The sequence below is a fragment of the Pseudomonas sp. QS1027 genome (assembly GCF_002814235.1).
Lineage (GTDB): Bacteria > Pseudomonadota > Gammaproteobacteria > Pseudomonadales > Pseudomonadaceae > Aquipseudomonas.
The window spans coordinates 123,547-148,058 of sequence record NZ_PHSU01000031.1 but is presented as its reverse complement, the minus strand read 5'-3'; the positions used below and the strand labels follow the sequence as shown (position 1 = coordinate 148,058).

At 62.1% G+C, this 24,512-nt stretch carries 22 protein-coding genes and 1 riboswitch; of the genes, 9 read left to right on the top strand and 13 right to left on the bottom strand.

Features of this window, described 5'->3' with window-relative positions; translation table 11 throughout:
* Positions 1-19 precede the first annotated feature (19 nt).
* A riboswitch (cobalamin riboswitch) is annotated at positions 20-241 on the top strand.
* A 94-nt stretch (positions 242-335) separates the two neighbouring features.
* Genes cobW through CWE01_RS25990 form a run of 4 tightly spaced genes read left to right on the top strand, consistent with a single transcriptional unit; the run spans position 336 to position 6,866 of the window.
* Positions 336-1,403, top strand: coding sequence for a cobalamin biosynthesis protein CobW (gene cobW, locus CWE01_RS26005; protein WP_100943406.1), 1,068 nt, complete (start codon positions 336-338; stop codon positions 1,401-1,403).
* Between the two features lie 4 nt (positions 1,404-1,407).
* Positions 1,408-5,181, top strand: a complete 3,774-nt coding sequence (gene cobN / locus CWE01_RS26000) for a cobaltochelatase subunit CobN (RefSeq protein WP_100943405.1) — start codon at positions 1,408-1,410, stop codon at positions 5,179-5,181.
* Between the two features lie 12 nt (positions 5,182-5,193).
* A complete protein-coding gene (locus CWE01_RS25995; RefSeq protein WP_100943404.1) occupies positions 5,194-6,201 on the top strand; it encodes an ATP-binding protein in 1,008 nt (335 codons plus the stop codon).
* Positions 6,202-6,254: 53 nt separating this feature from the next.
* Positions 6,255-6,866: a VWA domain-containing protein gene (locus CWE01_RS25990; protein ID WP_100943403.1), complete on the top strand. Its 612-nt coding sequence runs from the start codon at positions 6,255-6,257 to the stop codon at positions 6,864-6,866.
* A gap of 162 nt (positions 6,867-7,028) precedes the next feature.
* Here CWE01_RS25990 and CWE01_RS25985 read toward each other — a convergent pair whose 3' ends face one another.
* Positions 7,029-7,292 carry a hypothetical protein gene (locus CWE01_RS25985; protein WP_100943402.1) on the bottom strand — a complete coding sequence of 88 codons (264 nt, stop codon included), beginning with the start codon at positions 7,290-7,292 and terminating at the stop codon, positions 7,029-7,031.
* Positions 7,293-7,652: 360 nt separating this feature from the next.
* On the opposite strand from CWE01_RS25985, the gene CWE01_RS25980 reads away from it, so the two are divergent.
* The gene (locus tag CWE01_RS25980; RefSeq protein WP_100943401.1) at positions 7,653-8,978 is read left to right on the top strand and encodes a sigma-54 dependent transcriptional regulator; all 1,326 of its coding nucleotides are present in this window, start codon (positions 7,653-7,655) and stop codon (positions 8,976-8,978) included.
* 67 nt (positions 8,979-9,045) lie between these two features.
* Here CWE01_RS25980 and CWE01_RS25975 read toward each other — a convergent pair whose 3' ends face one another.
* The 8 genes from CWE01_RS25975 to CWE01_RS25940 all read right to left on the bottom strand — a co-directional run bounded on the left by CWE01_RS25975 (position 9,046) and on the right by CWE01_RS25940 (position 16,555).
* Entirely contained in the window at positions 9,046-10,350 is a 1,305-nt protein-coding gene (locus CWE01_RS25975; protein ID WP_100943400.1) for a hypothetical protein, read from the bottom strand.
* A gap of 49 nt (positions 10,351-10,399) precedes the next feature.
* Complete coding sequence (locus CWE01_RS25970; protein WP_100943399.1) at positions 10,400-11,149, bottom strand: hypothetical protein; 750 nt, start codon at positions 11,147-11,149, stop codon at positions 10,400-10,402.
* Between the two features lie 43 nt (positions 11,150-11,192).
* A complete protein-coding gene (locus CWE01_RS25965) occupies positions 11,193-11,873 on the bottom strand; it encodes a C39 family peptidase (protein ID WP_100943485.1) in 681 nt (226 codons plus the stop codon).
* Between the two features lie 63 nt (positions 11,874-11,936).
* Positions 11,937-12,911 (bottom strand): heme utilization protein, encoded by a 975-nt coding sequence (locus tag CWE01_RS25960; RefSeq protein WP_100943398.1) that lies wholly within the window; start codon positions 12,909-12,911, stop codon positions 11,937-11,939.
* 65 nt (positions 12,912-12,976) lie between these two features.
* On the bottom strand, positions 12,977-13,552 hold the full coding sequence (locus CWE01_RS25955) for an adhesin (RefSeq protein ID WP_100943397.1): 576 nt from the start codon (positions 13,550-13,552) through the stop codon (positions 12,977-12,979).
* Position 13,553: 1 nt separating this feature from the next.
* Positions 13,554-13,994 (bottom strand): hypothetical protein, encoded by a 441-nt coding sequence (locus CWE01_RS25950; RefSeq protein ID WP_100943396.1) that lies wholly within the window; start codon positions 13,992-13,994, stop codon positions 13,554-13,556.
* Between the two features lie 337 nt (positions 13,995-14,331).
* Positions 14,332-14,859 carry an AAA family ATPase gene (locus CWE01_RS25945; RefSeq protein WP_100943484.1) on the bottom strand — a complete coding sequence of 176 codons (528 nt, stop codon included), beginning with the start codon at positions 14,857-14,859 and terminating at the stop codon, positions 14,332-14,334.
* 61 nt (positions 14,860-14,920) lie between these two features.
* Positions 14,921-16,555 carry a methyl-accepting chemotaxis protein gene (locus CWE01_RS25940; protein WP_100943395.1) on the bottom strand — a complete coding sequence of 545 codons (1,635 nt, stop codon included), beginning with the start codon at positions 16,553-16,555 and terminating at the stop codon, positions 14,921-14,923.
* A 296-nt stretch (positions 16,556-16,851) separates the two neighbouring features.
* Here CWE01_RS25940 and CWE01_RS25935 point away from each other — a divergent pair, with 296 nt between their 5' ends.
* Together CWE01_RS25935 and CWE01_RS25930 are read left to right on the top strand one after the other, a co-directional pair.
* Positions 16,852-17,679: an undecaprenyl-diphosphate phosphatase gene (locus tag CWE01_RS25935; protein WP_100943394.1), complete on the top strand. Its 828-nt coding sequence runs from the start codon at positions 16,852-16,854 to the stop codon at positions 17,677-17,679.
* Complete coding sequence (locus tag CWE01_RS25930; RefSeq protein WP_100943393.1) at positions 17,676-18,107, top strand: DUF1294 domain-containing protein; 432 nt, start codon at positions 17,676-17,678, stop codon at positions 18,105-18,107. The genes CWE01_RS25935 and CWE01_RS25930 overlap by 4 nt, the downstream gene beginning before the upstream one ends.
* Here CWE01_RS25930 and CWE01_RS25925 read toward each other — a convergent pair.
* Both CWE01_RS25925 and CWE01_RS25920 read right to left on the bottom strand, forming a co-directional pair.
* Complete coding sequence (locus CWE01_RS25925) at positions 18,102-18,446, bottom strand: MmcQ/YjbR family DNA-binding protein (RefSeq protein WP_218176809.1); 345 nt, start codon at positions 18,444-18,446, stop codon at positions 18,102-18,104. The two genes, CWE01_RS25930 and CWE01_RS25925, sit on opposite strands and share 6 nt — an antisense overlap.
* Before the next feature lie 11 nt (positions 18,447-18,457).
* Positions 18,458-19,366: a LysR substrate-binding domain-containing protein gene (locus CWE01_RS25920; protein WP_100943391.1), complete on the bottom strand. Its 909-nt coding sequence runs from the start codon at positions 19,364-19,366 to the stop codon at positions 18,458-18,460.
* Positions 19,367-19,496: 130 nt separating this feature from the next.
* On the opposite strand from CWE01_RS25920, the gene CWE01_RS25915 reads away from it, so the two are divergent.
* Both CWE01_RS25915 and CWE01_RS25910 read left to right on the top strand, forming a co-directional pair.
* Entirely contained in the window at positions 19,497-20,108 is a 612-nt protein-coding gene (locus CWE01_RS25915; RefSeq protein WP_100943390.1) for an FMN-dependent NADH-azoreductase, read from the top strand.
* 248 nt (positions 20,109-20,356) lie between these two features.
* The gene (locus CWE01_RS25910; protein ID WP_100943389.1) at positions 20,357-21,388 is read left to right on the top strand and encodes a dienelactone hydrolase; all 1,032 of its coding nucleotides are present in this window, start codon (positions 20,357-20,359) and stop codon (positions 21,386-21,388) included.
* 1 nt (position 21,389) lies between these two features.
* On the opposite strand, the gene CWE01_RS25905 is transcribed toward CWE01_RS25910, so the two are convergent.
* Both CWE01_RS25905 and CWE01_RS25900 read right to left on the bottom strand, forming a co-directional pair.
* Complete coding sequence (locus tag CWE01_RS25905) at positions 21,390-22,583, bottom strand: MFS transporter (RefSeq protein ID WP_100943388.1); 1,194 nt, start codon at positions 22,581-22,583, stop codon at positions 21,390-21,392.
* 125 nt (positions 22,584-22,708) lie between these two features.
* The gene (locus tag CWE01_RS25900) at positions 22,709-24,298 is read right to left on the bottom strand and encodes an ABC-F family ATPase (protein WP_100943387.1); all 1,590 of its coding nucleotides are present in this window, start codon (positions 24,296-24,298) and stop codon (positions 22,709-22,711) included.
* Between the last annotated feature and the right edge of the window lie 214 nt (positions 24,299-24,512).

Sequence of the window (24,512 nt, the reverse complement as noted above, 5' to 3'; positions counted from 1 at the left end):
ACCTGCCCCGACGCACTGCGTAGCCTTGCAGCTTCGAGGTTCTTCGGCACTCGGCCGAAGCTAAGAAGGGAACGCGGTATGCCGCGGCTGCCCCCGCAACTGTAAACGGTTCGATAGCCCTGCACTGCCACTGCCCCCTGGGCGGGAAGGCGCAAGGCCAGGCTGGTTCGCGTGCTTCCCGGAGGCGGCGCCAACCGCCCGACCGTAAGCCAGGAGACCTGCCTCGTAACCGTTTCTCACTACAACCGGGCGGGGTGATCCGGTGGCGAACGCATCCGCGCCCAAGGGCTGTGGTTCTCGTCCCGTATGCCCGCCACTTTGCCAAAGGGCATCCGATGAAAACACTGGCCAAGCTTCCCGTCACCATCGTCACCGGCTTTCTCGGCTCGGGCAAGACCACCCTGTTGCGGCATATGCTCGACAACGCCCAGGGCCGCCGCATCGCGGTGATCGTCAACGAATTCGGCGAATTGGGCATCGACGGCGAGATCCTCAAGCAGTGCTCGATCGGCTGCACCGAAGAAGAAGCCAATGGCCGTGTCTATGAACTGGCCAACGGCTGCCTCTGCTGCACGGTCCAGGAAGAATTCTTCCCGGTGATGCGTGAACTGGTGGCGCGTCGTGGCGATCTCGACCATATCCTCATCGAAACCTCCGGCCTGGCGTTGCCCAAGCCCCTGGTACAAGCCTTCCAGTGGCCGGAAATCCGCAGCGCCTGCACCGTCGACGCGGTGATCACCGTGGTCGACAGCCCGGCCGTGGCCGCCGGCACCTTCGCTGCGTTCCCGGACCAGGTCGATGCCCAGCGCAAGCTCGACCCGAACCTGGACCACGAATCGCCGCTGCACGAGCTGTTCGCCGACCAACTGTCGAGCGCCGACCTGGTGATTCTCAACAAGGCTGACCTGATCAGCCCTGAAGACCTGGCCCGGGTGCGCCTGGAAGTGGCCGAAGAGCTGCCGCCGGCGGTGAAGGTCATCGAAGCCAGCAGCGGTCGCCTGCCCCTGGACGTGCTGCTGGGCCTGGGCGCCGGTTCCGAGGAACATATCGACGGTCGTCACAGCCACCACGATCACCACCATGGCGATGACGACCATGATGACCACGATCATGATGCCTTCGACTCGATCTCCCTCGAACTGCCGCAGGCCGATGAAAGCCTGCTGCTGGACGCCCTGACGCAACTGGTGGTCAAGCACGGCATCCTGCGGGTCAAGGGTTTCGCCGCGATCCCGAACAAGCCGATGCGCCTGCTGATCCAGGGTGTGGGCAGCCGTTTCGACAAGCACTTCGACCGTGCCTGGACGGCGGACGAGCCGCGTGTCACCCGCCTGGTGCTGATCGGCCAGGAGCTGGATGCCGCGCTGCTCGAATCGACCCTGCGCGCCGCGCTGACCGCCTGATCCCATGCATCTGCTCAGGACCCAGCCCGGCGGTTTCGTGTCGGATGACAACATCGCCGACCTGGGACAAACCCCCGCCGAGCTGGTGATCCTCTGCAGCGGCGATTCAAGCCTGGCATTGCTCGCCGAAGCGGCGCGGCAACTGCCTGAAAATTATCCGAGTCTGCGCCTGGCCAATCCCATGCAGGTGCAGAATCACGCCTCGGTCGACCTCTATTTCGATCGGGTGCTGCAACACGCCAGGGTCATCCTGCTGTCGTTGCACGGCGGGATCGGTTACTGGCGCTACGGTATCGAACGGCTGGTGCAACTGGCCGAGCGCGGGGTGACCCTGATCCTGGTGCCGGGGGACGATCGTCCGGACCCGGAACTGAGCGACCTGAGCACGGTGCCCGCCGAGGAAGGCCAGCGGCTCTGGCATTTCCTGCGCCAGGGCGGCCTGGGCAATGCCCTGGACCTGTATCGCTGTCTCGCCAACCGCTGGTTGGGGCGCGATTATGCCTGGGAAGAGCCGAAGCCCTTACCGCGCACGGCGATCTATCATCCACACCGCCATGACGCCGGACTGGCGGGTTGGCGCGCCGACTGGCAGGTCGGGCAAGCGGTCGCGGCGGTGCTGTTCTATCGCTCGCACCTGCAGGCGGCCAATACCGCTTTCATCGACGTGTTCTGCCAGCGCTTGCAGGCGGCCGGGCTCAATCCCTTGCCGATTGCCGTGGCCAGTCTCAAGGAACCCGCGTGCCTGAGCGTGGTCGAGGACCTGCTGGACGAGGTGGCGGCCTCGATCATCCTCAACACCACCGGATTTGCCCAGTCCAGCCCTGAAGCCCCTCATCTGCGGCCGTTTCGCCGGGATATTCCGGTGATCCAGGCCATCTGCGCCCAGGACAACGAACCCGGCTGGCAGGCCAGCGAGCAGGGCCTCGGCCCTCGCGACCTGGCGATGCATATCGCCTTGCCGGAACTGGACGGGCGTATCATCAGCCGGCCCATCAGCTTCAAGGACCTGGCCTGGCGCAGCGAGCGCAGCCAGAGTGATGTGGTCTGCTATCGCGCCCAGCCCGAACGCATGGATTTCGTTGCCGAACTGGCCCGTCGCTGGATCGATCTGGCGCGGGTGCCCAACGCGGACAAGCGCATCGCCCTGATCCTCGCCAACTACCCGACCCGCGATGGGCGGATCGGCAACGGCGTGGGCCTGGATACTCCGGCGGCGGCGCTGAATATCCTGCGGGCGCTCAAGGCGCAGGGTTATCCGCTGAGTGACGATTTGCCTGAAAGCGGCACGGCGCTGATCCAGGCCTTGCTCGGCGGGGTCAGCAATGATCTCGATAACCTCGACCTGCGGCCGTGTCACCAGAGCATGGCCCTGGCCGATTACCAGACGATGTTCGAGCGCCTGCCCGGGGCCAATCGCCAGGCGGTCGTGGCGCGCTGGGGCCGGCCGGAACAGGACCCGATGTTCCGTGGCGGGCGGATGATGATCGCCGGCCTGCGCTTTGGCCTGACCTTCGTCGGTATCCAGCCGGCCCGGGGTTATCAGGTCGATGCCAGCGCGGTCTACCATGATCCGGACCTGGTGCCGCCCCATGGCTACCTGGCGTTCTATTTCTGGCTGCGGCACACCTATGGCAGCCATGCGCTGATCCATGTCGGCAAGCACGGCAACCTGGAGTGGCTGCCGGGCAAGGGCGTCGGTCTGTCGCAGCAGTGCTGGCCGGATGCATTGCTGGGGCCGTTGCCGAATATCTATCCGTTTATCGTCAACGACCCGGGTGAGGGCGCCCAGGCCAAGCGTCGCACCCAGGCGGTGATCATCGATCACCTGATGCCGCCACTGACCCGCGCCGAGACCTACGGACCGCTGCGAGACCTGGAACGGCTGGCCGACGAATACTACGAAGCGCAATTGCTCGACCCACGGCGTGCCCGCGAATTGCAGCGCGATATTCTCAAGCTGGTGCGCGAGACGCAGATCGACCGTGAACTGCAACTCGACGCGGGCCTGGACAGCGATGCCGACGCGGCGATCTGGTTGCCCCGGTTGGACACCTATCTCTGCGACTTGAAGGAGTCGCAGATCCGCGACGGTTTGCATGTGTTCGGCGAATCGCCAACCGGGCGCCTGCGCATCGATACGCTGCTGGCCTTGCTGCGGATTCCCCGGGGTGACGGGCGTGGTGCCCAGTCCAGCTTGTTGCGGGCCTTGGCCAAGGCCTTTGCAATGGGCTTCGATCCGCTGGACTGTGCCCTGGCCGAACCCTGGGGCGGGCCCCGGCCCGAATCGTTGCAAAGCGTCAGTACGGAAACCTGGCGTACCGCCGGCGACAGCCGCGAGCGCCTCGAACTGTACGCCGGGCAACTGATCGAGCGGGCGTTGCAAACCGAAATCGATTGGCCGGACACGGCGTTGTGGGCCGATGTACGGCTGATTATCGACGGGCTGCTGACGGTGGTCGCGCCGCGCCTGGATGCCTGTGGACCGGCTGAGATGAACGGCCTGCTCGATGCCCTGGCGGGTCGCTTCGTGCCGGCGGGGCCCAGCGGTGCGCCGAGTCGCGGGCGCCTGGATGTGTTGCCCACCGGGCGCAACTTCTTTTCCGTGGATGTGCGCAACCTGCCGACCACCACGGCCTGGCGTATCGGTTTTCAGTCGGCCAACCTGATTCTCGAACGGCATTTGCAGGACCATGGCGACCATCTGCGCCAGCTCGGCCTGTCGGTCTGGGGCACGGCGACCATGCGTACCGGCGGCGACGATATTGCCCAGGCCATGGCGCTGATGGGCGTGCGGCCGGTGTGGGCCACCGGCAGCCAGCGGGTTGACGATTTCGAGATCCTGCCCCTGAGCCTGCTGGACCGTCCGCGGGTCGACGTGACCTTGCGCGTGTCCGGGTTTTTCCGCGATGCCTTTGCCAACCTGATCCGCCTGTTCGACGCGGCCGTGCAGGCCGTGGCGGCGCTGGACGAACCGGCGGACATGAACCCGTTGGCCGCCCGGGTCCGCGCCGAGCGCGAGCAGTTGCGGGCTGAAGGCCTGGATGAGGAGCAGGCGGCCCGTCAGGCCGGCTGGCGAATTTTCGGGGCCAAACCCGGGGCCTATGGCGCCGGGGTGCAGAACGCCATCGACGGGCGCTTGTGGCAGAGCCGCGAGGACCTCGCCGAGGTCTACCTGAACTGGGGCGGTTATGCCTATGGCGGCCAGGATGAAGGCACGGCGGCGCGCGGGCAGTTCGCGCAACGCTTGAGCCAGGTCCGGGCGGTGCTGCAAAACCAGGACAATCGAGAGCACGACCTGCTCGACTCCAACGACTACTACCAGTTCCAGGGCGGCATGCTGGCGGCGGTGGAAACCCTGCGCGGGGAACAGGCCGCCAGCTATCATGGCGACCACAGCCAGCCGGACCTGCCGAAGATCCGCACCCTCAAGGACGAGTTGAACCGGGTGATCCGCTCACGGGCGGCGAACCCGAAATGGATCGACGGGGTCAAGCGCCATGGCTACAAAGGTGCGTTCGAGCTGGCGGCGACCGTCGACAACCTGTTTGCCTTCGACGCCACCACCGGCCTGATCGACGATCACCAGTACGCCTTGCTGGCCGATGCCTACCTGCTGGACCCGGACACCCGCGACTTTGTCCGCGAACACAATCCGGCGGCGCTGCGAGATATGACCGAACGGCTGCTGGAAGCCCAGCAGCGTGGGTTGTGGAGCGAGCCTGGCGAGTACCGCGAGGCATTGGAAAACCTGCTGCTGGATATAGAAGAAGATTCCTGAGGTGTGCAAGTCATGAGCGATACCCCGCATTTCCCGCTGTCGGCCGTGGTTGCTTCCGACGACCTGAAGCTGGCGCTGTGCCTGACGGCGATCGACCCGAAGATCGGCGGTGTGCTGATCGAGGGCCCGCGGGGCATGGCCAAGTCGACCCTGGCCCGTGGCCTGGCCGATCTGCTGGCCAGCGGCTTGTTCGTCACCTTGCCGTTGGGGGCGACGGAAGAGCGGCTGGTGGGCACCCTCGATCTGGACGCGGCCCTGGGCGAAGGCCGGACGCAGTTTTCCCCCGGCGTGCTGGCGAAGGCTGACGGCGGGGTGCTTTACGTCGACGAGGTCAACCTGCTGCCTGACCATCTGGTGGACCTGTTGCTGGACGTCGCCGCCAGTGGCGTCAATCGGGTCGAGCGTGATGGTATTTCCCATCGGCATTCGGCGCGGTTTGTGCTGATCGGCACCATGAACCCGGAAGAGGGCGAATTGCGTCCACAGTTGCTCGACCGTTTCGGCCTGAACGTGGCCCTCAGCGGCCAGCCACAGCCGAGCGAACGGGGGCAGATTATTCGTCGGCGACTGGATTTTGATAGCGACCCGCAGGGCTTTTGCGAGCAGTGGGCGCCGGCGCAGGAGGCTTTGCGTGAGCGCTGCCGCCAGGCCCGCGTGCGTTTGCCGGATATCGACCTGGATGACCAGGCCCTGGAGGCGATTACCGAACGCTGCTTTGCGGCGGGTGTCGATGGCCTGCGCGCCGATCTGGTGTGGTTGCGTGCCGCCCGGGCCCATGCGGCCTGGCGTGGGGCCGGGCAGATCGCCCCGGAGGATATCGAGGCGGTGGCCGAGTTTGCCTTGCGCCATCGTCGTCGCGAACTGACACCGCCGGCCTCGGCGCCGGCGTCGAATCCGGGCACCGCACCTCAGGCGGCGAGCGATCCGGCCCAGGGCCAGGGGCAATGGGGTGAGTTGCCGGCCCAGGCCTTGCCGGTCGGTGCGCGCCGGGAAATTCCGAGCTGGCCAAAAAAGCCCTAGGCATCCGCCCTCGACTGAAGCCGGGGGCGGATGCCAGGCCTCGGTCAGGTCGTTTGTCCGCTGGGCGTCAAGGCGTCAGCCGGGCCGGCGAAAGCGGCTCGATCAGTTGGGTGGAGACCTTGTTGGGCGGGCGCCCGCGTTCGCGCAAGGACCTGCGTTTTCGTCCACGCAGCCGTTCGCCCCATGAATTGTGGCTGGTGATTGTCGATGCGTCGGCCTCGACCCGTCGACATCAGGCGTTGAGTGAGGCCAAGGGCTTGCTGGCGCAGTTGTTTGACGATGCTTACCGGCAGCGGGCGCGCCTGGCGTTGATGACGGCCAGCGGTGATCGGCCGAGGTGGCAGCTTCAGGGGCTGAAGGCTTCGAGTGACTTGCGTGGTTGGCTGGAGGGCTTGGGGGCAGGGGGCGGCACACCCTTGCAGGCGGCGCTGACGCAGGCAGCGGATTGGTTGGCCAAGCGGCAGAAGCGCTTTGGGGCTGAACAGCAGCGGGTGCTGTTGCTGACAGATGGCCGTTTGAAAGCCTGGTCCGGCTTGCCGGTGCTTAACTGCCAGACCTTGCTGGTGGACCTGGAAAAAGGTCCGATCCGTCTGGGACGTGCCGTGCAATTGGCGGCGGAGCTGGGTGCCCAGTATCGGCATATCGAAGACCTGACAACGGTCTGACAGGCACTGCGATCATGCAGGGAAAACGCGGTCCCTGTAGGAGCAGAGCTTGCTCGCGAAGACGGCTTCATAGACGCCGTAGCTCTATGGTGAATGGCCGCTTGCAGCGGTTCGCGAGCAAGCTCTGCTCCTACAGGGGGTTGCGTGTTCTCTGGAGCGCTATCAGGCCGACAATGTCCACGGCTGCAGGTCGTAGCCTTTCTGGCTCAACTCCGCGCGGGCCTGTTGCAGCAGGCTGACCAACTGCTCGGAGTCGGAGTAGGCGCTGCAAGGAATCTGCTGGCGACCGATGCTGTTGTTGGTACGGTCGATCACGGTCAGGCTCAGTTCGCCTTTGTCTTGTGCCACCCAGGCAACACACTGGAATGGCTTGAGGGCCTGGCCGGCCATCAGAAGTGCTTCGTTCATACGGAGCGGGGCGTTCATGGGGTTTTCTCTCAAGTATGCCCAAACAATTCTCTGGACCGTCGGTTTGGGCTCACCGTTTCGGTCGGTTACTTGTACTGATGTCCGATCGCGGGCATCAGGTCACACAAGTCATAAAGTTTTTTTCACTTTCTTTCATATACTCAGTTCAAGCCCCGGGATACTCAGGCCAGTTCCACTGAACCAGTAGTGGTCGCCCGAAGGCTCTGGCACGCGACTTTCCGGATTTATGGCTTATCCATCGGCAAAGTTATAACCAAACGGTACAAGTCTGCGTCAAGTTCTTGCTAGTGTTACAGGCAGGTTTGCCAACTGCTTGTTTCTAATAAATATTTAAAACTCTGGCGCCAAGGATCAGTCATGCAAGAAGCGGTTCCGCTCAGACGCCTGCTGGTGGTTGATCCTTGCGATGACTGTCATCGCCTGTTACCCGGCTTGCGCACCGTTGGCTGGGATGTCGACAGTTGTAATCTGGACGCTGCCGTCGACCGTTCCTGCGATGTCGGCCTGTTGCGCCTGCAACCTTTTCATCTCGAACGCCCTGAAGCGGTCAAGGACCTGATCAGCCGCAGCGGCACCGAGTGGATTGCGGTTCTCAGCCAGGAAGTGCTGCGTTTGCAGAATGTCGGTGACTTCGTGTGCGAGTGGTTCTTCGACTTTCATACTTTGCCCTTCGATGTTTCCCGCGTACAGGTGACATTAGGTCGCGCCTTCGGCATGGCGCGCTTGCGCGGCCAGGGTTCGATCCATGTCGACCAGCCGGAGCACGAGTTGCTCGGCGACAGCCGGCCGATCCGTGAGCTGCGCAAGCTGCTGGGCAAACTGGCGCCCACCGAGTCGCCGGTGTTGATCCGTGGGGAAAGCGGGACCGGCAAGGAGCTGGTGGCGCGCACCCTGCACCGGCAGTCCCAGCGGCACGCCAAGCCGTTTGTGGCGATCAATTGCGGGGCGATTCCGGAACACCTGATCCAGTCCGAGTTGTTTGGCCATGAGAAGGGCGCCTTTACCGGGGCGCACCAGCGCAAGGTCGGGCGCATCGAGGCGGCCAACGGCGGCACCTTGTTTCTCGACGAAATCGGCGACTTGCCGCTGGAGTTGCAGGCCAATCTCTTGCGTTTCCTCCAGGAAAAGCATATTGAGCGGGTCGGCGGTAGCCAGCCCATCGCGGTGGATGTGCGGGTACTGGCGGCGACCCATGTCGACCTGGAAGCGGCCATCGGCACCGGGCGTTTCCGTGAGGACCTGTATTACCGGCTCAATGTCCTGCAAGTGATGACGGCGCCGCTGCGCGAACGGCATGGCGACGTGGCGATGCTGGCCAACCATTTCTCCCATTTCTACAGCCAGGAAACCGGGCGCCGGCCGCGTAGTTTCAGCGAAGAGGCATTGATCGCCCTGGGCAATCATGCCTGGCCGGGTAATGTCCGTGAGCTGGCCAATCGGGTCAGGCGCGGGCTGGTATTGGCTGAAGGACGGCAGATCGAGGCCCGGGACCTGGGGCTGGACAGCCTGCCTTGCGACAGCGCCCCCATGGGCACCCTGGAAGACTATGTGCGCCGCGCCGAGCACCAGGCGCTGTGCGATGTGCTGAACCGGCACAGCGACAATATGAGCGTCGCCGCTCGCGTGCTGGGGGTGTCACGCCCGACTTTCTACCGATTGCTGCACAAGCACCAGATCCGCTAGGGCGCGGTGAGCGAAAAGAAAAGGCCCGCAGCGTTTTCACGTTGCGGGCCTTTTCCATTGTGCCAAGTCAGAAGTAGTAGGGGAATTTCACGCTGAAAGAGAAGTTTGGCGCGTCGGGGGTCATGCCCAGGGACAGCATGGGCACGATGGTCAGACTCGGCGAAGCAGCAATGGTCATGCCGATGTTGAAGAACCCGGAGTTGGCATCGCTGCCGATCACGTTCTGCCAGCTCTGACCGCTCTGCTGGAGCTGGCTCCTGCTTTGCACCAGGTCCGAGAACGAGAAGGACATGCTCATCTTCTCGTTCAGGGCAAAGGCCACGCCAGCGCCAATCTGGAAGCTGTCGCCGAGTCGGACCTTGCCGGGAACGACCACACCCTCTTGTGCGCTGATATCGCTGAACGACTCCTCGAAGTTGTGAGTGTAGGCCAGGGTGCCGAACAGTACGGCCGGGTCAAAGGTCTTGACCAGTGAGATACCCGGGGTGATAGACCAGACGCCATTGCCGGTGGGCAGGCTTTGTGGGTAAGCCAGGCTGTTGCTTTGAGACGAGGTGAGAAACTTGATGCCATACGGATCCTTGCCAGTGGGCGCCTTGATCCGGAAGCTGAAGACCGCGTCCGGCCAATTCTCCGATTCGTCGAGGAACTTGTAGGCCACGCCGAAGTTGACGTCACCCAAGGCTGGATCCTGCTTCACCGTTTGCTCTACGGTAGTTCCGGCCGCGCCGCCGTTGCCGCCCCCCGCTTGATAGACCGAGTCCCGGTAGACAATCGGGGCGTTTATGTCGAACTGCCATCGGTTGTTGAGGTTATAACGACCGGTCAGGTCGAGTGTCCAGGTGTCGGACTTGATCCTATCCAGATTGATATTGCCGAGGAAGATCGAGTCCAGGGCCAGAAAGCCATTGAGAAACAGCTGTCGGGTATCGTAGTGCGAATAGGTGATCCCTGTTTCGACGCTGAACTTGCCATTGCCGAAGAAGCCACTGGCCTCGTTGTACAGATCAGAGACACTCTGGGCCGGCGCCGAATCATCCTTGAGCGACTGGCCGTAAGAGGCGCCGGACGTGCTGGCCGCCGATCCTGTAGCGTTCGTGCTGGCCCCCACAGCCACCGTTTGCCCCTTTTTCAGGTCCGCGGGAGACTTGACCAGGCGTTTGGGTGGCGGCGCTGCCGGCTGATCTTCGACCTGCTTAACCCGTTGCTCCAGTACCGACAACGCTTGTTGCTGTTGTACGTAGCGTTGTTTCAGCTCCTGGAGTTCCTGTTTCAGGGCCTCGACTTCGGCATCCGGCGCTGCTTGTAGCATCGCCGCCGGGAAGAGGGCACCCACACATACCGCCATGCGTAGCGAGAGCGATAGAGACATGAAATAAGTCGTCCTTTTCTGACATCCAATGGTCGAAAATGAGCGTAGTTCAGAATCCCATGCTGCGTAGTCCCTTGAGTTGAGTCAGGCTGCAATCCAGTGCCCCCACGGTAGGCATGTTGTTCTGCAACACCACATTGAGTTGGGTCATGCTGTTGACCAGATTGTTGCCACCCAGCAGGGTGGTGGACTGCAGCACCCCGCCCTGGGCGATCTGCTGCAGCGCATTACCCTGATTGTTGTTGGCCAATATCTGCATGGTCACGCCGCTGGCGGCGGCAGAGACAGTGACGCTGCCGGCGGCGCTGGAACCGGTGATGCTGCCGCCGCTGGTGAGCACCTGGCCCATTTGCTGCGGGCTGCTTGGAACCTGGTTGGCTTCGCTGACATTGATCGCGACGTTGTTGTTGGCGCTGTTGCCGTCGCCGGCGGCGCGCACCACCTGGGTCACACCCGCCGAGGCGTTCAGGCCGGCACCGCCGATCACCGTGCCGGTGCCTTGGGTCGGAGCCGAGCCATTGCCCTGGGTGCTGAAGGTGGTGACGTAGAACTGCGGTTTGACGGTCGATTGCTGGATTTGCAGGGAAGTGGCCGCGCCGATGGTGTCGCCACGGGCGTTGGTCCAGGTACTTTGCATGACAATCCCGAAGCTGATGATGCGTCCTGGCATGACGTAGCGACCACGCAGTTCGGACATCTCCGAGTCTTTCAGTTCGATGGGTTTGAAGGGCAGGGCAGCGTGTGCCGGCAGGCAGGCGAGCACCAAACAACTGACCATCAGCCTGTGTGAGGTTTTCATGTGTTGCTCCCGGAGCATCCTGCCCCTTTATTTTTAGTTCACCTTAAAAGAAGTCGCTCTGGATAAAGCCGAAATCCATCAGTTCCGCGTCCTTGACCGGGTGGAAGGTGTCCAGCTTGTTCTTGGCCGTCAGCGGTGCCGGTGGGTCGAGCAAGGCGTTGCTCTTGTCGTAGCCGGGGCCGATGATGGCGAAGATGATGCCGTTCCAGCCTTTCTGGAAATCGGCATTGGTGTAGCGTTTGTGGCCCAGCACCGGGTCGCCGATATAGACCCAGTCCTTGTCGGCGCGCTGCATCACCACGAAATGCTTGTAGCCGCGGATGTCCATCATCACCACGACCGGAATGGTTACGCTGGGCAGGCTGTCGGCGGGAATCTTGTAGCCCCGGGCACGCATGCCGATGCTTTCGATATAACGCTTCATGTCCAGCATGGAGAAACCCTGTTTCTTGACCAGCTCCTGGTCAGAGGTGGTCAGCATGCCTTTGATAATCTGTTCTTCGTTGACGTCCAGCCAGTAGGCCTGGCGCAAGAGGGTGGCGAGTGCGGCGGCACCACAACTGAAGTCGGTCTTCTGCTCGACCAGGTCGGAAAAACGCCGTTCGCGAATGCTTTGTACATGCTTGTAGAAAACCACTGCGCCCGGCAGGCCGGGCACGGCCATGGTAGCGGCCTGAATAGGGATGGAGAGCAAAAGTGCAACGGCAAGGGCGATGGTACGCATGGTCATACGCCTCTCAGAGCTGAAAAAAGAGCCCCGTTTCCGGGGCTCTCAGTACTGTTGCCATTACATGCAGGCGCGGCAGCCTGCAGCGATGGACAGGGTGTTGCCCTGTTGGTTGCCGACACCGGCCGCCACGTTGGCGCCCACGTTGCCCGAGGCATTGTTGAGCGAGCCGTTGATGCTGGCGTTGTTGACCACTGGCATGGTCCAGCCGTTAGGTGTCATCACTTGATAAGTGGCGACGCCATTCAGGTCGATAGTGCCCATCTCGGTACCTTTGATGGTTCCTTTTCCATGGTCACCCTGGTCACCACCCCAGCCGTCATTGTTATGACCGCCTTTAGGATCGCTTACAGTGCCGCTAAAGGTCCCTTTGTAGCTGCCTTTGAGATCGATAGTGGATTTGAGGGTGGTGACTTTGTAGGCCTGAACCCCGGCGTTGGCCACTTGCAGGCCATTGGAGTTCTGAGTCGCCGAACCCGTTGCCGAGGCAACACGACCGCCGGATACGGCGATGGCCAGGTCGTTTTTCTGTTGGTTGAAGTCGCCGGCGGCCACGTTGACGCCCATGTTGCCGGAGCCATAGTTGCCAGAGCTGTTCAATGAACCGTTGTTTTGGGTGGATTCATTGGCGACTGTGTTGTTGTGGTTGGTCTGGGTCAGCGTGGTATTGGAGGTGGCGCTGCCGAAGATGAAGCTTTCGTCGGCGGTGGCCAGCGCGGCTTCGTTGAGTTGTTGGTTGCCGTCGCCGGCTGCGGCGTTGGCGCCCATGTTGCCGCTGGCACTGTTCAACGAGTTGTTGATGCTGCCATTGTTCTGGGTGCCTTCGTTGGTGACAACGTTGCCGTGGCTGTCCTGGGTGTCGTTCACCGAGGCATTGGCGCCGGCAGTGATCTGCAGCAGGGTAGCGAGGTCCGGGCCTTTGTTATGGTCATGATGACGATGACCGTGTCCATCATCGCCGCCTGCTTGGGCAGCCATTGCCATGACGGCGGCCAGTGCGAAGACCAGTGGTTTGAGAGCCATTGTGGGTTTCATGGTGTGTATCTCCGTGCTTATTAGTTGAGTTAAGTGTTGGTACTTTCTAATTGGCACTGCACGGGTCAATCAGCGACCCGGATACTGAGGGTGTTGGCCATACGGTTGCCCACCCCCGCGCTCTGGCTCACCTGAATCACGCCCCGGCTGCCGGTGAAGGCCTGGTCGCTGGTAACGACCTGGCGACTGCCGGAGGGTGTGGATGAGTCCGAGTTCGGTGACAGCGCCACGTTCTGTTGGGACAGGACGCTGTCGTCGATGCTTTGCGGCGCGGCACTGATGCTGATCCGCACGGCATTGATTGCCTGGTTGTTGGCACCGGCGGATTGGTTGACCCCGATCATGCCGTTGCCGTTACTGAAAGAGTTGCCCTGGATGGCGGCCTTGGCGTTGATCGCCGTACTGGCCCCGCTGGTGATTTTCTGGTTCAGCAAGGTGGTGGCGTTGGCGCTGGTGCCGACCGCGATAGCGCGACTGTTGAGCTGTTGCTGCTGGTCGCCGGCGGCCTGGTTGACCATCACGTTGCCGTTGTATTGCTGGCCGCTGTTGTTGATCGTGGCGCTGTCGATGACCGGGCTACTTGAGTCGGCCAATACGCTGGCGCTGCTGAACAGGGCGAGAAGAAACAGTGAATGGCGCATGTCATTGCCCCTTGCCGATGGCGCCGAGGGCGTTCATACCGGCCGACAACCCGTGGTTGATCGTGTTGGCGATGCTGGCGCCATTGCCGCCGCCGTGTCCGGCAGTCATGCCTGGCAGGCCATTGGGGTTGTTCAGGCCTGGCATGCTGGTGGTATTGGCGTCGATCAGTTGGCTGATGGAGCCGCCGGTGCTGATACCCGCGATATCGCCGTCGCTCAGTTCCCGGCCGGTTATCGAAGTGATCAGACCGGATGGATTGGTGTTGACGGTGACCGGGTTGGGATCTGGCTGGAGGGCAGGGCGGCCATAACTCTGAGGTTGCACGGTACGATCAAGGACAATCACTCCGTTGCCACCGGCCTGGGCCGTGAGGCAGAGCATCGAACTGATCGCGCAGCTGATCAGCACGGTGCGGGTAAAGCCGGTAGTGAGAGTCCCCATGACGGCATTCCTTCTTCAGTACGCTGGCCCTAGCCTGGCGTTGAGAGGGAAAGAGCAGAAGCTGTGCCGCTTTTTGTTTTTCCTTTTAAAACAATGGGTTGTTTTTGATTGAGGATGAAACGCGGGAAAGCTGTTTCACGGATGAGACAGGAGTGAGGGGGCGGGGCGGGGAAAATACGGCGCAATGCGGTAATACGGGCCTTTCAGGGCAGGTGTATCAGCGGCTTAACACTTGGGGCAGTGCCGTGCCTGAACCGTTGATTTTGAGGCTTCGCCTGTGTACGAAGTGTTTCATAAGTGGACACTGACCCCGGTTTTTCCAGGGTTTTCGCTGGCTTCAGGTACTTTCAAGCAACCGGGTGACGGCAGTGAAGGCCTGTTCACGACGCGCCTGCCAATCGCCGTCAATCACGCTCACTGCTTGCCCGTGCCGGGTCAGCCAATCCAGGCTGGCGGCAAAAAAGGCCTGGCGTTCAGACAGCTCCGGTTGGCAGCGCTGGCCGTCGTCGGTCCAGCCCACGCCCTCGGGGCGCAACAACAGGTGCAGGTCGTAGTGGCGTGCCTCAAGAGCCTGTTCGATCCACGCCGGACACTCGCCGAACAGGGTCCGGCTCCAGAGCAGGTTGCCCAGCAAGTGGGTGTCGAGAATCAGCAGCCTGGGCGCCTGCGTACGGGCCGCATCCTCCCACTCGAGCTGCCCGCGGGCGATGGCCGGGATATCTGCCAGGCACGTATCGCGCGGGTTGCACTCGATGAAATAACGCACGTATTCGCCGACCACCAGGCCGCCGAAACGGGCTTGCAACTCGGCGGACAACCAGCTTTTACCACTGGACTCAGGCCCCGCCAGGACGACGACCTTCATGGACGCGGACATGGGGATTCCTTGGGCTCGAAAAAAGGAGGGCGATTGTACCCTCCCATTCTCAGACCTTGAACTGCTTGAGCAAGGTATTGAGCTGCTGGCTCAGGTTCTTGAGCTTTTCACTGTCGACACTCGATTGCTCGGCCGCCAGGGCCGTGCTGTGGGACAGGCCCGCCGCGTCGGTGACGTTCTGGTTGATTTCCTCCACCACATGGGACTGCTCAAGGGTGGCGCTGGCAATGGAGGCATTCAGCCCGTTGAGGTTGCGCAGGGCCTGGCCGATGGCATTCAGGCTCTCGCCGGCCAGGCCGGCCTGTTCGATGGTCAGTTGCGAAGCGCGGCTGCTGTCGCCGATGACTTTCACCGCGGCTTCGGAATGGCCTTGCAGGCGTTCGATCATCGACTGGATCTCCGCCGTGGACTTCTGGGTGCGCTGGGCCAGCAGGCGCACTTCATCGGCGACCACGGCAAAGCCGCGACCCTGTTCACCGGCCCGGGCGGCTTCGATGGCGGCGTTCAGGGCCAGCAGGTTGGTCTGTTCGGCAATCGAGCGAATCACTTCCAGGACGCTGCCGATCTGCGTGCTTTCGGCCGCCAGGGTGCGGATCACTTCCACCGCCTGGTTGATGGTGGCGGAGAGCGAATCGATCTGTTGCAGGCTGTTGTCGATATTCAGCTGGCCCTGGCGCGCCTGGGCTTCGGCATCACGCATCTCGCTGGCGGCCTGCTCGGCATTTTTCGCCACGTCCTGCACGCCATAGGTGACTTCGTTGATCGCCGTCGCCACCATTTCCATCTGTTGTGATTGCTGCTGGCTGCGGGCCTGGGCCTGGGTGGCATTGCTGCCCAGGTCGGTGGAGGACTGGCCGAGCGCCGTTGCCGAGTCCTGGAGCTGACCGACCACGCTGCGCAGCTTGCTGGTAAAACCATTGAAATGGCGGGCCAGTTGCGTGACTTCATCCTGCCCGTGGGTGTCGAGGCTGCGGGTCAGGTCGCTTTCACCACTGGCGATATTGGCCATGGCGTTCACGGATTCCTGCAAGGGGCGCACGATGCTGCGGGCAATCATTGTCACCAGCAACGCCATGATCAGCGCAATCCCCAGGCCGATCAGCGACGCTCGCCATACCTGGCCGTAGAACTCGTCCTGCAGGTCGTCGACGTACACCCCCGAGCCGATGATCCAGCCCCAGGGTTCGAAAAGTTGCACATAGGAAGTTTTCTGCACCGGCGCACTGGCGCCCGGTTTCGGCCAGCGGTAGTCGATCATGCCCGCACCCTTGGCCTTGGTCAGGGTGACCATCTCGTTGAACAGGGCATAGCCGTCCGGGTCCTTGATCCCTGACAGGTCCTGGCCTTCAAGCTTGGGGTTGGCCGGGTGCATGATCATCACCGGGCGCTGGTCGTTGATCCAGAAGTAGTCGGTCTGGTTGTAGCGCAGGCCGCGGATCACGCTCAGGGCCTGCTTCTGCGCGGCTTCGCGGCTGAGGGTGCCGGCGGTTTCCAGGTCGTGGTAGTAGTTGAGGACGCCACTGGCGACCTGGACCACGTGCTGGGTCTTCTGCGCCTTGCCCTGGTAAAGGTCGTCATGGATCTGCTGGAGCATCAACAGGCCCAGGGTCAGCAGCATCGCCATGGCGACGATGAGGATGAGCCACAGCCGCCGACTGATCGACACATTTCGCAAACTATTCATGTGGGCATCGCTCCTTGTTTCTTCTTGTTGTGATCATCGCCGATCTGCATCCAAACAGGTTTTGTCGCTCCTGCCCAGTAGGCTTATGGCTACTTTCCAGGCAGCCACAAACAGGCGTGTCTGATAGGATCTCGGCCCGAAATCGACAAACCTGAGTTGATGTTTGATTTTTCAGGCATTTTTTACGCTTTGACGACAAGCGGTACGGCACGCTGGACAGGTGTTGCCCACGGGCAAACTATCGAGCGTCGAGTTTTTCAAGTGCCGCGCGGGGTGTGCGGCAGCAGGGGGGAATAATGGATCTTTGGACCGCCGCACAGGCAGTGATTCTGGGTATCGTCGAGGGGTTGACGGAGTTCTTGCCGATCTCCAGCACCGGGCACCAGATTATCGTTGCGGATCTGCTGAACTTTGGCGGGGAACGGGCGATTGCCTTCAATATCATCATCCAGCTCGGGGCGATCCTGGCGGTGGTCTGGGAGTTTCGCCACAAGGTGTTCTCGGTGGTCCGGGATCTGCCGACGCAACGCAATGCCCAGCGCTTCACCCTCAATCTGCTGGTGGCATTCCTGCCGGCGGTGGTGCTGGGGGTGTTGTTCAAGGAGCTTATCGCCACCTACCTGTTCAACCCGATCACTGTCGCCGCCGCGCTGGTGGTGGGCGGCCTTATCATTCTCTGGGCCGAGCGCCGCCAGCATGTGGTGCACGCCGAGACGGTGGATGAGATCACCTGGAAAGACGCCCTGAAGGTCGGCTTCGCCCAATGCCTGGCGATGATCCCCGGCACCTCGCGTTCCGGCGCGACGATTATCGGCGGCTTGTTGTTCGGGCTGTCGCGCAAGACCGCCACCGAGTTTTCGTTCTTCCTGGCAATGCCGACCATGGTCGCCGCCGCGGTGTACTCCGGCTACGGTTTCCGCCATCAGTTCCAGATGGCGGACTTGCCGGTGATCGCCCTGGGCTTCGTGACCTCCTTTGTCTTCGCGATGATCGCCGTGCGTGGCTTGCTGAAATTCATCGCCAGCCATACCTATGTGGCGTTCGCCTGGTACAGGATTGTCTTCGGCCTGGTGATCCTGGCCACCTGGCAGTTCGGCTGGGTCGACTGGTCGAGCCACTCATGAGGACGCCACGTAGCCAGGAACAGACTCGCCAGGTCGCGACTCGGGTCCAACACCTCAGGTTCAAGCTGGCGGTGCTGCTGGTGCTCTGTGTGTTGCCTGGATTTGGCGGGTTGAGGATGTGGCTCGGCGGTGGTTCGGCGCTGCCGCTGTGGGGCTATGGGATCGCCAGCCTGCTGGCGTTCTTCCTCTATTGGAGCGACAAGCGCAAGGCCCGCGACGAGACCTGGCGCACACCGGAGAAGGTCCTGCACGCCATCGAGCTGCTGGGCGGCTGGCCGGGGGCGCTGATCGCCCAGCAGGTGTTCCGGCACAAGACCCGCAAAGTCTCGTTTCAACTGGTGTTCTGGCTGATCGTGCTGTTGCACCAGGTGTTCTGGATCGATCACCTGTTCCTCGGCGCCAGCCTGGCGCACCTGTCGTTTTTATAACAGCAGGCCGACCTGGACGCGCTTGGGCAATTTTGCCACCACCAGTTGATGGGAGCGCTGGATCAGCCCTTGCAGTTCTTCACGGTCCAGCGGGTAGGGCGTGTCCATGATGATCCAGTGGGCCCTGGCGAGATAGGGCGCGGGCCCGATCCCCGGACGGTCGACATGACCGAGGAACAGCTCCTTGTCGACCTTGAAGGCCAGGGAGTCGCCGCGCAGCCCCTGCACGGCGAACATCTTGTTGCCGGCAATGGAAAAAACGCGCACGCCGCCCCATTTATAGTCTTCTCGCGCCCCGGGCAATGTCAGGCAGAAATGCGCGACGTCTTCCCGGCTCAGGTTCGATCCTTTCACAGTGTTCTATCTCCGCAACCTTTGAAAACTTCGGCCAGGTGATCGATCCAGGCCCTCACCGCCGGCAGTACGCCGCGCCGATGGGGGTAGACGGCCTGCAACCAGCCGCCGGGCAAGGACCATTCGGGGAGTATCTGCACGAAAGTGCCGTTGGCCAGCTCTTGCTCACAATACAGCATCGGCAGGACGGTGAAGCCCAGGCCGGCGAGGGCGCAGGCCTTGCGCACGACGAAATCGTCGACCCCGAGCCGGGCCTCGAGGGTCAGTTCACGTTTTTCACCTTCGGCGTTGATCAGGCTCAAGTGCACCAGCCGATCTGCCTCCAGGGCGCCCAGAACAGGTGCATGCCTGAGGTCCTCCAGGCTGTTGATGGGATGTTGTTCGAGAAAGGCCGGTGTCGCCAGGATGAAGGTCTGCGCCTGGCGCAGGCGGCGGGTCACCAGCAACGGGTCTTCGTCGCCCTGTTCGCGGACCCGCAGGGCGACATCGACACCTTCGGTCACCAGGTCGACCCGCCGATTGACCATCAGCACTTCCAGCTGGACCAGTGGGTGCGCGGTCAGGAAGCTGGAGATCACCCAGGGCATGAACTCCTGGGCCAATCCCACCGGAGAGGAAACGCGCAAGCGTCCACGGGGTTCGCTGGACATGCTGGCCACCGCCTCGTCGGCCATCTCGGCCTCCAGCAGCATCGCCTGGCAATGGCGCAGGTAGCGCTCGCCGACGGCCGTGAGTTTCAACTGGCGGGTGGTGCGTTGCAGCAGGCGGGCGCCGAGGCGTTCCTCCAGCTCGGCGATCCGCCGTGACAGGCGCGACTTGGGAATTCCCAGCAGGCGTCCGGCCGCCGCGAAGCCGCCGGCTTCGACCACCTTGGCGAAATAGTAGAGATCGTTGAGGTCTTGCATGGGCCGTGACTCGATCGTTCTATGGTTGGGACAAACTATCACATTCAAGCCGTCTAATCGGCTATTGGTTTCGCCTGTAGGATTATCTCAACTTGATCGCCCAGTGGCGATCCTCACTTGGAGATCCCGCATGAAACTCTTGCACATTGATTCCAGCATCCTGGGCGACAACTCCGCCTCCCGTCAGTTGAGCCGTCAGGTGGTCGACGCCTGGAAACTCGCCGAGCCTTCTGCCGTGGTGACCTACCGCGACCTGGCCAGCGACGCCATCAGCCACTTCTCCAGCCTGACCCTGGTTGCCGGCGGTACCGCTGCCGAACTGCGTGACGCGGCCCAGCGCCACGAAGCCGAACTCAGCGCTTCGACCATCGAAGAATTCCTCGCCGCCGATGCCATCGTGATCGCCGCGCCGATGTACAACTTCAGCATCCCGACCCAGCTCAAGGCCTGGATCGACCGTATCACCGTTGCCGGCAAGACCTTCCGCTACACCGAAGCCGGTCCTGAAGGCCTGGCGGGCGGCAAGAAGCTGGTGATCGTCTCCACTTCCGGCGGCCTGCATGTCGGCATGCCTACCGGCGTGGCCCATGAAGACTACCTGAACGTGCTGTTCGGTTTCCTCGGCATCACCGACATCGAATTCGTCCGCGCCCATGGCCTGGGTTACGGCGAAGACGTCCGCGCCAAGGCCATCAGCACCGCGCAGGCACGGATCAGCGAAGAGCTGTTCGCCACCGCGTAAAGCTTTCGTAAACACGCGAGCTTCTTTCCGGAACACCCATTAAACTCTGTGCTCTGATCATTATGAATGGTCAGCGTACGGAGTTTTTTGCGTCTGGCTGTTTGGGTTTGGCTCGGGTTATGCATCATCGATCAACCATAGGTGCTCTGAAAAACCTCGAAAATCAGTCAAAGCCCTTTACGGAGCTTTAACTTCAAGGAATTGAAGAGAATTGGTGTGCTAATTACGCAACAAAGGTGGGCATCCCCATGATGCGTCTTTGTGCAGTGTTACTGATCTGTCTGTCCAGCAGCCTCCTTACAGTGCAGGCGGCGCCGCCCGCTCATTGGAGCGTCGGTTATCATCGCCTGACATTCCTTGATCCGCTGGATCTCAAGCCGATGTCGGCGATTGCCTTCTATCCTTCCAGCGATCGTGAGCACACGAGCCGGATCGGCAACTATACGATCCAGGCCGGCGAAGACACCAAGGTCGCTATCGGCCGCTATCCATTGTTGATGTTGTCCCATGGCAACACCGGCACGCCGCTGGCCTTGCACGACCTGGCCACCTCCCTGGCGCGCAAGGGCTTTATCGTGGTCGCCGTGTTGCATCCGGGCGACAACTACAAGGATCAAAGCCGCCTGGGGACGCTGAGCAACCTCTATGGTCGGCCCATGCAGATTTCCGAGGCCATCACCGCTGCCCTGGGTGACGCGACGCTGTCACCTTTTATCGAAGCCGAGGATGTCGGTGTGATCGGTTATTCGGCGGGTGGTGAAACCGCCCTGATCCTGGCCGGAGCCCAGCCGAACCTGGAGCGCCTGCGCCGTTATTGCCAGCAGCGTCCGGATGACAAGGATGCCTGCAACACCAAGGGTGAACTGATCGTCGACCGCGATGACTTGCAGCCGGTAGCCGATCCTCGGGTGCATGCCTTGCTGCTGATGGCACCGCTGAGCCTGATGTTCGGCCGCCATACCCTGGCGGATGTCCATGTGCCGGTGCTGATGTACAGCGGTGGCGCCGACCAACTGGTGTTTCCGGACAAGAATGCCGCCGCCCTGGCGCGCAAACTTCCGGTGGCGCCGCAGTTCAAGCTGATCGCCGGGGCCGGGCATTTCGTCTTCATGGCGCCGTGCAGCCCAGAGCAACTCCAGGCTACGCCAGGCCTGTGTACCGATGCCGAAGGGGTCAACCGCGAGGATATTCATCGCGACCTGATCCATGAAGCCGGGCGCTTCTTCACCAAGACTCTCAGTACGCCGAGCCATGGCGGGATGCAGACCGCCGATCAGTGAGTCAGTGGGCTGCTGCGCGACGTGCCAGCAGCACCGTGACCGACAGGCCGCTGACCGACAATAGCGCCGCAGTAAAGAAAATCCACGAATAGCCCAGGTTCGAGGCCACCGCGCCCATCACCGGACCGGCGATGGCCAGCGCCAGGTCGAAAAACACCGCATAAGCGCTCAGGCCCGCGCCGCGACTGCTGCTCGGCACCTGTTTGATCGCCTCCACACCCAATGCCGGATACACCAGCGACAGGCCAAACCCCGCCAGGCCCGCGCCGGTCAGGGCAACGCCGGTGGAAGGCGCCAGCCAGAGCAGTACCAGGCCGAGGGTCTCGATACTCATGCACGCGATAGCCGCCTTGAAACCGCCGAAACGGTTGATGCAGCCGATAAAGAACAGCCGGGCAAGGATGAAGCAGGTGCCGAACACCGTCAGGCAATAGGCGGCACCGGTCCAGCCGCGGCTGAGATAGAAGAGGGTGACAAAGGTGGTCAGGGTGCCGTAGCCGATGGAAGCCAGGGTCAGGCTGGCGCCATAGGGCGCAATACGCCCGAACACCGCCCAGAACGGCAGGCGCTCGCCGCGAATCACCGGCACCGAGGGTTTGTTGCGAATCAGCAGCAGGGCGCCCAGGGCCAGACTCGACAAGGCAATGCCGAGGCTGGCGAAGCCGTAATCCTCGACCATCAGCACCCCCAGTGGTGCACCGATGGCGATGGCGCCATAGGAGGCTATGCCGTTCCAGGAGATGACCCGGGCGGTCTGGTCGGCGCCGACCTGGCCAATCCCCCAACTGATGGTACCGACGCCGATCAGGCCCTGGGCGATCCCCAGCAGCAGGCGCGCGACGATCAGAATCCCCAGGCTCAACAGTGGCAGGTGCTGCACCTGTGTCGAGACCCACGTCAGCGCGCCGCTGAGCACAATGCCCGACAGGCCATAGATGATCGAACGTTTGGTGCCGATACCGTCGGCCATGCGCCCGGCCATGGGGCGGCTGAGCAGGGTCGCCAGGTATTGCGAACCGATGGTCAGGCCGGCGATCACCGCGCTGAACCCCAGTTGTCCGTGCACGTAACCGGGCAACACCGCAATCGGCAGGCCGATGCAGAGGAAGGCGATGAAGGTGTAGAAGACGATGGAAACGATCTGCAGGGTGATCGTCAGGTTGCTGGTCGGTCGGGGCGGTTGCTGGGCGGACATGAAGGCTCGTTCGCGGGCGGGCGGTTAGAGGCGAACATGATGGCGGGATGGAAGGATAAAAGAAAGCAGGCTAACTAATTTCTTGTGTGCGCTGTGGGAGCCGGCTTACCGGCTCCCAGCGTTTTTTAGAACACCACGCCCTGGCTACGCAGGTAGTCGTCATAGGTGCCGCTGAAATCGATCACGCCGCTTGGGCTCAGCTCGATGATGCGGGTGGCCAGGGACGAAACGAACTCACGGTCGTGGCTGACGAAGATCAGCGTGCCCGGGTAGTTCTCCAGCGCCAGGTTGAGGGCTTCGATGGACTCCATGTCCAAGTGGTTGGTCGGTTCGTCCATGATCAGCACGTTCGGCTTTTGCAGGATCAGCTTGCCGAACAGCATACGGCCTTGCTCACCACCGGAGATGACCTTGACCGACTTGAGGATCTCGTCGTTGGAGAACAGCATGCGGCCCAGGGTGCCGCGAACCACTTGTTCGCCTTCCTTGGTCCAGCGGCCCATCCAGTCGAACAGGTTGGATTCGTCTTCGAAGTCCGAGGCGTGGTCCTGGGCGTAGTAGCCCAGTTCGGCCGCTTCGGTCCACTTGACGGTGCCGGCGTCCGGGGTCAGTTCGTTGACCAGGGTGCGCAGCAGGGTGGTCTTGCCGATCCCGTTCGGACCGATGATCGCCACGCGCTCGCCGGCTTCAACCTGGAAGCTGAAGTCCTTGAACAGGGTCTTGCCATCAAAGCCCTTGGCCATACGCTCGACGATGACCGCCTGGCGATGCAGCTTCTTGGTCTGGTCGAAGCGGATGAACGGGCTGACGCGGCTCGACGGCTTGACTTCGGCCAGCTGGATCTTGTCGATCGCCTTGGCGCGGGAAGTGGCCTGCTTGGCTTTCGAGGCGTTGGCCGAGAAGCGGCTGACGAAGGATTGCAGCTCGGAGATCTGCGCTTTCTTCTTGGCGTTGTCCGACAGCAACTGCTCGCGGGACTGGGTCGCCACGGTCATGTATTCGTCGTAGTTGCCCGGGAACAGGCGCAGCTCGCCGTAGTCCAGGTCCGCCATGTGGGTGCAGACGCTGTTCAGGAAGTGACGGTCGTGGGAGATGATGATCATCAGGCTGGAGCGCTGGGTCAGGATGTTTTCCAGCCAGCGGATGGTGTTGATGTCCAGGTGGTTGGTTGGCTCGTCGAGCAGCAACACTTCCGGGTCGGAGAACAACGCCTGGGCCAGCAACACCCGCAGTTTCCAGCCCGGGGAGACTTCGCTCATCGGGCCGTTGTGCTGTTCGATGCCGATACCCAGGCCCAGCAGCAATTCGCCGGCGCGGGATTCGGCGGTGTAGCCGTCCATCTCGGCGAAATCGGTTTCCAGCTCGGCCACGGTCATGCCGTCTTCTTCGGTCATTTCCGGCAGCGAGTAGATGCGGTCGCGCTCGGCCTTGACCTTCCACAGCTCTTCGTGACCCATGATCACGGTGTCGAGTACGGTGAATTCTTCGTAGGCGAACTGGTCCTGGCGCAGTTTACCCAGGCGTACGTTCGGCTCCAGCATGACCTGGCCGCCGGACGGGTCGAGGTCGCCGCCGAGGATTTTCATGAAAGTCGACTTGCCGCAGCCGTTGGCGCCGATCAGGCCGTAGCGGTTACCGGCGCCGAATTTGACCGAGACGTTCTCGAAGAGCGGCTTGGCGCCGAACTGCATGGTGATATTTGCGGTGGAGATCAATTACTTTACCTATCAAGGGGTTACGCGCTGCTGATTGGGTGCTTGGGCCATTCCCTGGGCATTTCAGGAGCTTTTCCATCTCGCTCCGGTCACCGCTGGAGTTCAGCCAGCGCGCGTACGTAAAGAGCAGCATCCGACGGTTTCGTCCGAGCTGCTGTGCAATTAAAGGCGGGATTCATTCCAGACATTGGGCCTATTGTCGCATACGGATGAC

Coding starts and splice junctions, on each gene's coding strand:
- cobW (WP_100943406.1), top strand. CDS start 336: ATGAAAACACTGGCCAAGCTTCCCGTCACCATCGTCACCGGCTTTCTC.
- cobN (WP_100943405.1), top strand. CDS start 1,408: ATGCATCTGCTCAGGACCCAGCCCGGCGGTTTCGTGTCGGATGACAAC.
- CWE01_RS25995 (WP_100943404.1), top strand. CDS start 5,194: ATGAGCGATACCCCGCATTTCCCGCTGTCGGCCGTGGTTGCTTCCGAC.
- CWE01_RS25985 (WP_100943402.1), bottom strand. CDS start 7,292: ATGAACGCCCCGCTCCGTATGAACGAAGCACTTCTGATGGCCGGCCAG.
- CWE01_RS25980 (WP_100943401.1), top strand. CDS start 7,653: ATGCAAGAAGCGGTTCCGCTCAGACGCCTGCTGGTGGTTGATCCTTGC.
- CWE01_RS25975 (WP_100943400.1), bottom strand. CDS start 10,350: ATGTCTCTATCGCTCTCGCTACGCATGGCGGTATGTGTGGGTGCCCTC.
- CWE01_RS25970 (WP_100943399.1), bottom strand. CDS start 11,149: ATGAAAACCTCACACAGGCTGATGGTCAGTTGTTTGGTGCTCGCCTGC.
- CWE01_RS25965 (WP_100943485.1), bottom strand. CDS start 11,873: ATGCGTACCATCGCCCTTGCCGTTGCACTTTTGCTCTCCATCCCTATT.
- CWE01_RS25960 (WP_100943398.1), bottom strand. CDS start 12,911: ATGAAACCCACAATGGCTCTCAAACCACTGGTCTTCGCACTGGCCGCC.
- CWE01_RS25955 (WP_100943397.1), bottom strand. CDS start 13,552: ATGCGCCATTCACTGTTTCTTCTCGCCCTGTTCAGCAGCGCCAGCGTA.
- CWE01_RS25950 (WP_100943396.1), bottom strand. CDS start 13,994: ATGGGGACTCTCACTACCGGCTTTACCCGCACCGTGCTGATCAGCTGC.
- CWE01_RS25945 (WP_100943484.1), bottom strand. CDS start 14,859: ATGAAGGTCGTCGTCCTGGCGGGGCCTGAGTCCAGTGGTAAAAGCTGG.
- CWE01_RS25940 (WP_100943395.1), bottom strand. CDS start 16,555: ATGAATAGTTTGCGAAATGTGTCGATCAGTCGGCGGCTGTGGCTCATC.
- CWE01_RS25935 (WP_100943394.1), top strand. CDS start 16,852: ATGGATCTTTGGACCGCCGCACAGGCAGTGATTCTGGGTATCGTCGAG.
- CWE01_RS25930 (WP_100943393.1), top strand. CDS start 17,676: ATGAGGACGCCACGTAGCCAGGAACAGACTCGCCAGGTCGCGACTCGG.
- CWE01_RS25920 (WP_100943391.1), bottom strand. CDS start 19,366: ATGCAAGACCTCAACGATCTCTACTATTTCGCCAAGGTGGTCGAAGCC.
- CWE01_RS25915 (WP_100943390.1), top strand. CDS start 19,497: ATGAAACTCTTGCACATTGATTCCAGCATCCTGGGCGACAACTCCGCC.
- CWE01_RS25910 (WP_100943389.1), top strand. CDS start 20,357: ATGATGCGTCTTTGTGCAGTGTTACTGATCTGTCTGTCCAGCAGCCTC.
- CWE01_RS25905 (WP_100943388.1), bottom strand. CDS start 22,583: ATGTCCGCCCAGCAACCGCCCCGACCGACCAGCAACCTGACGATCACC.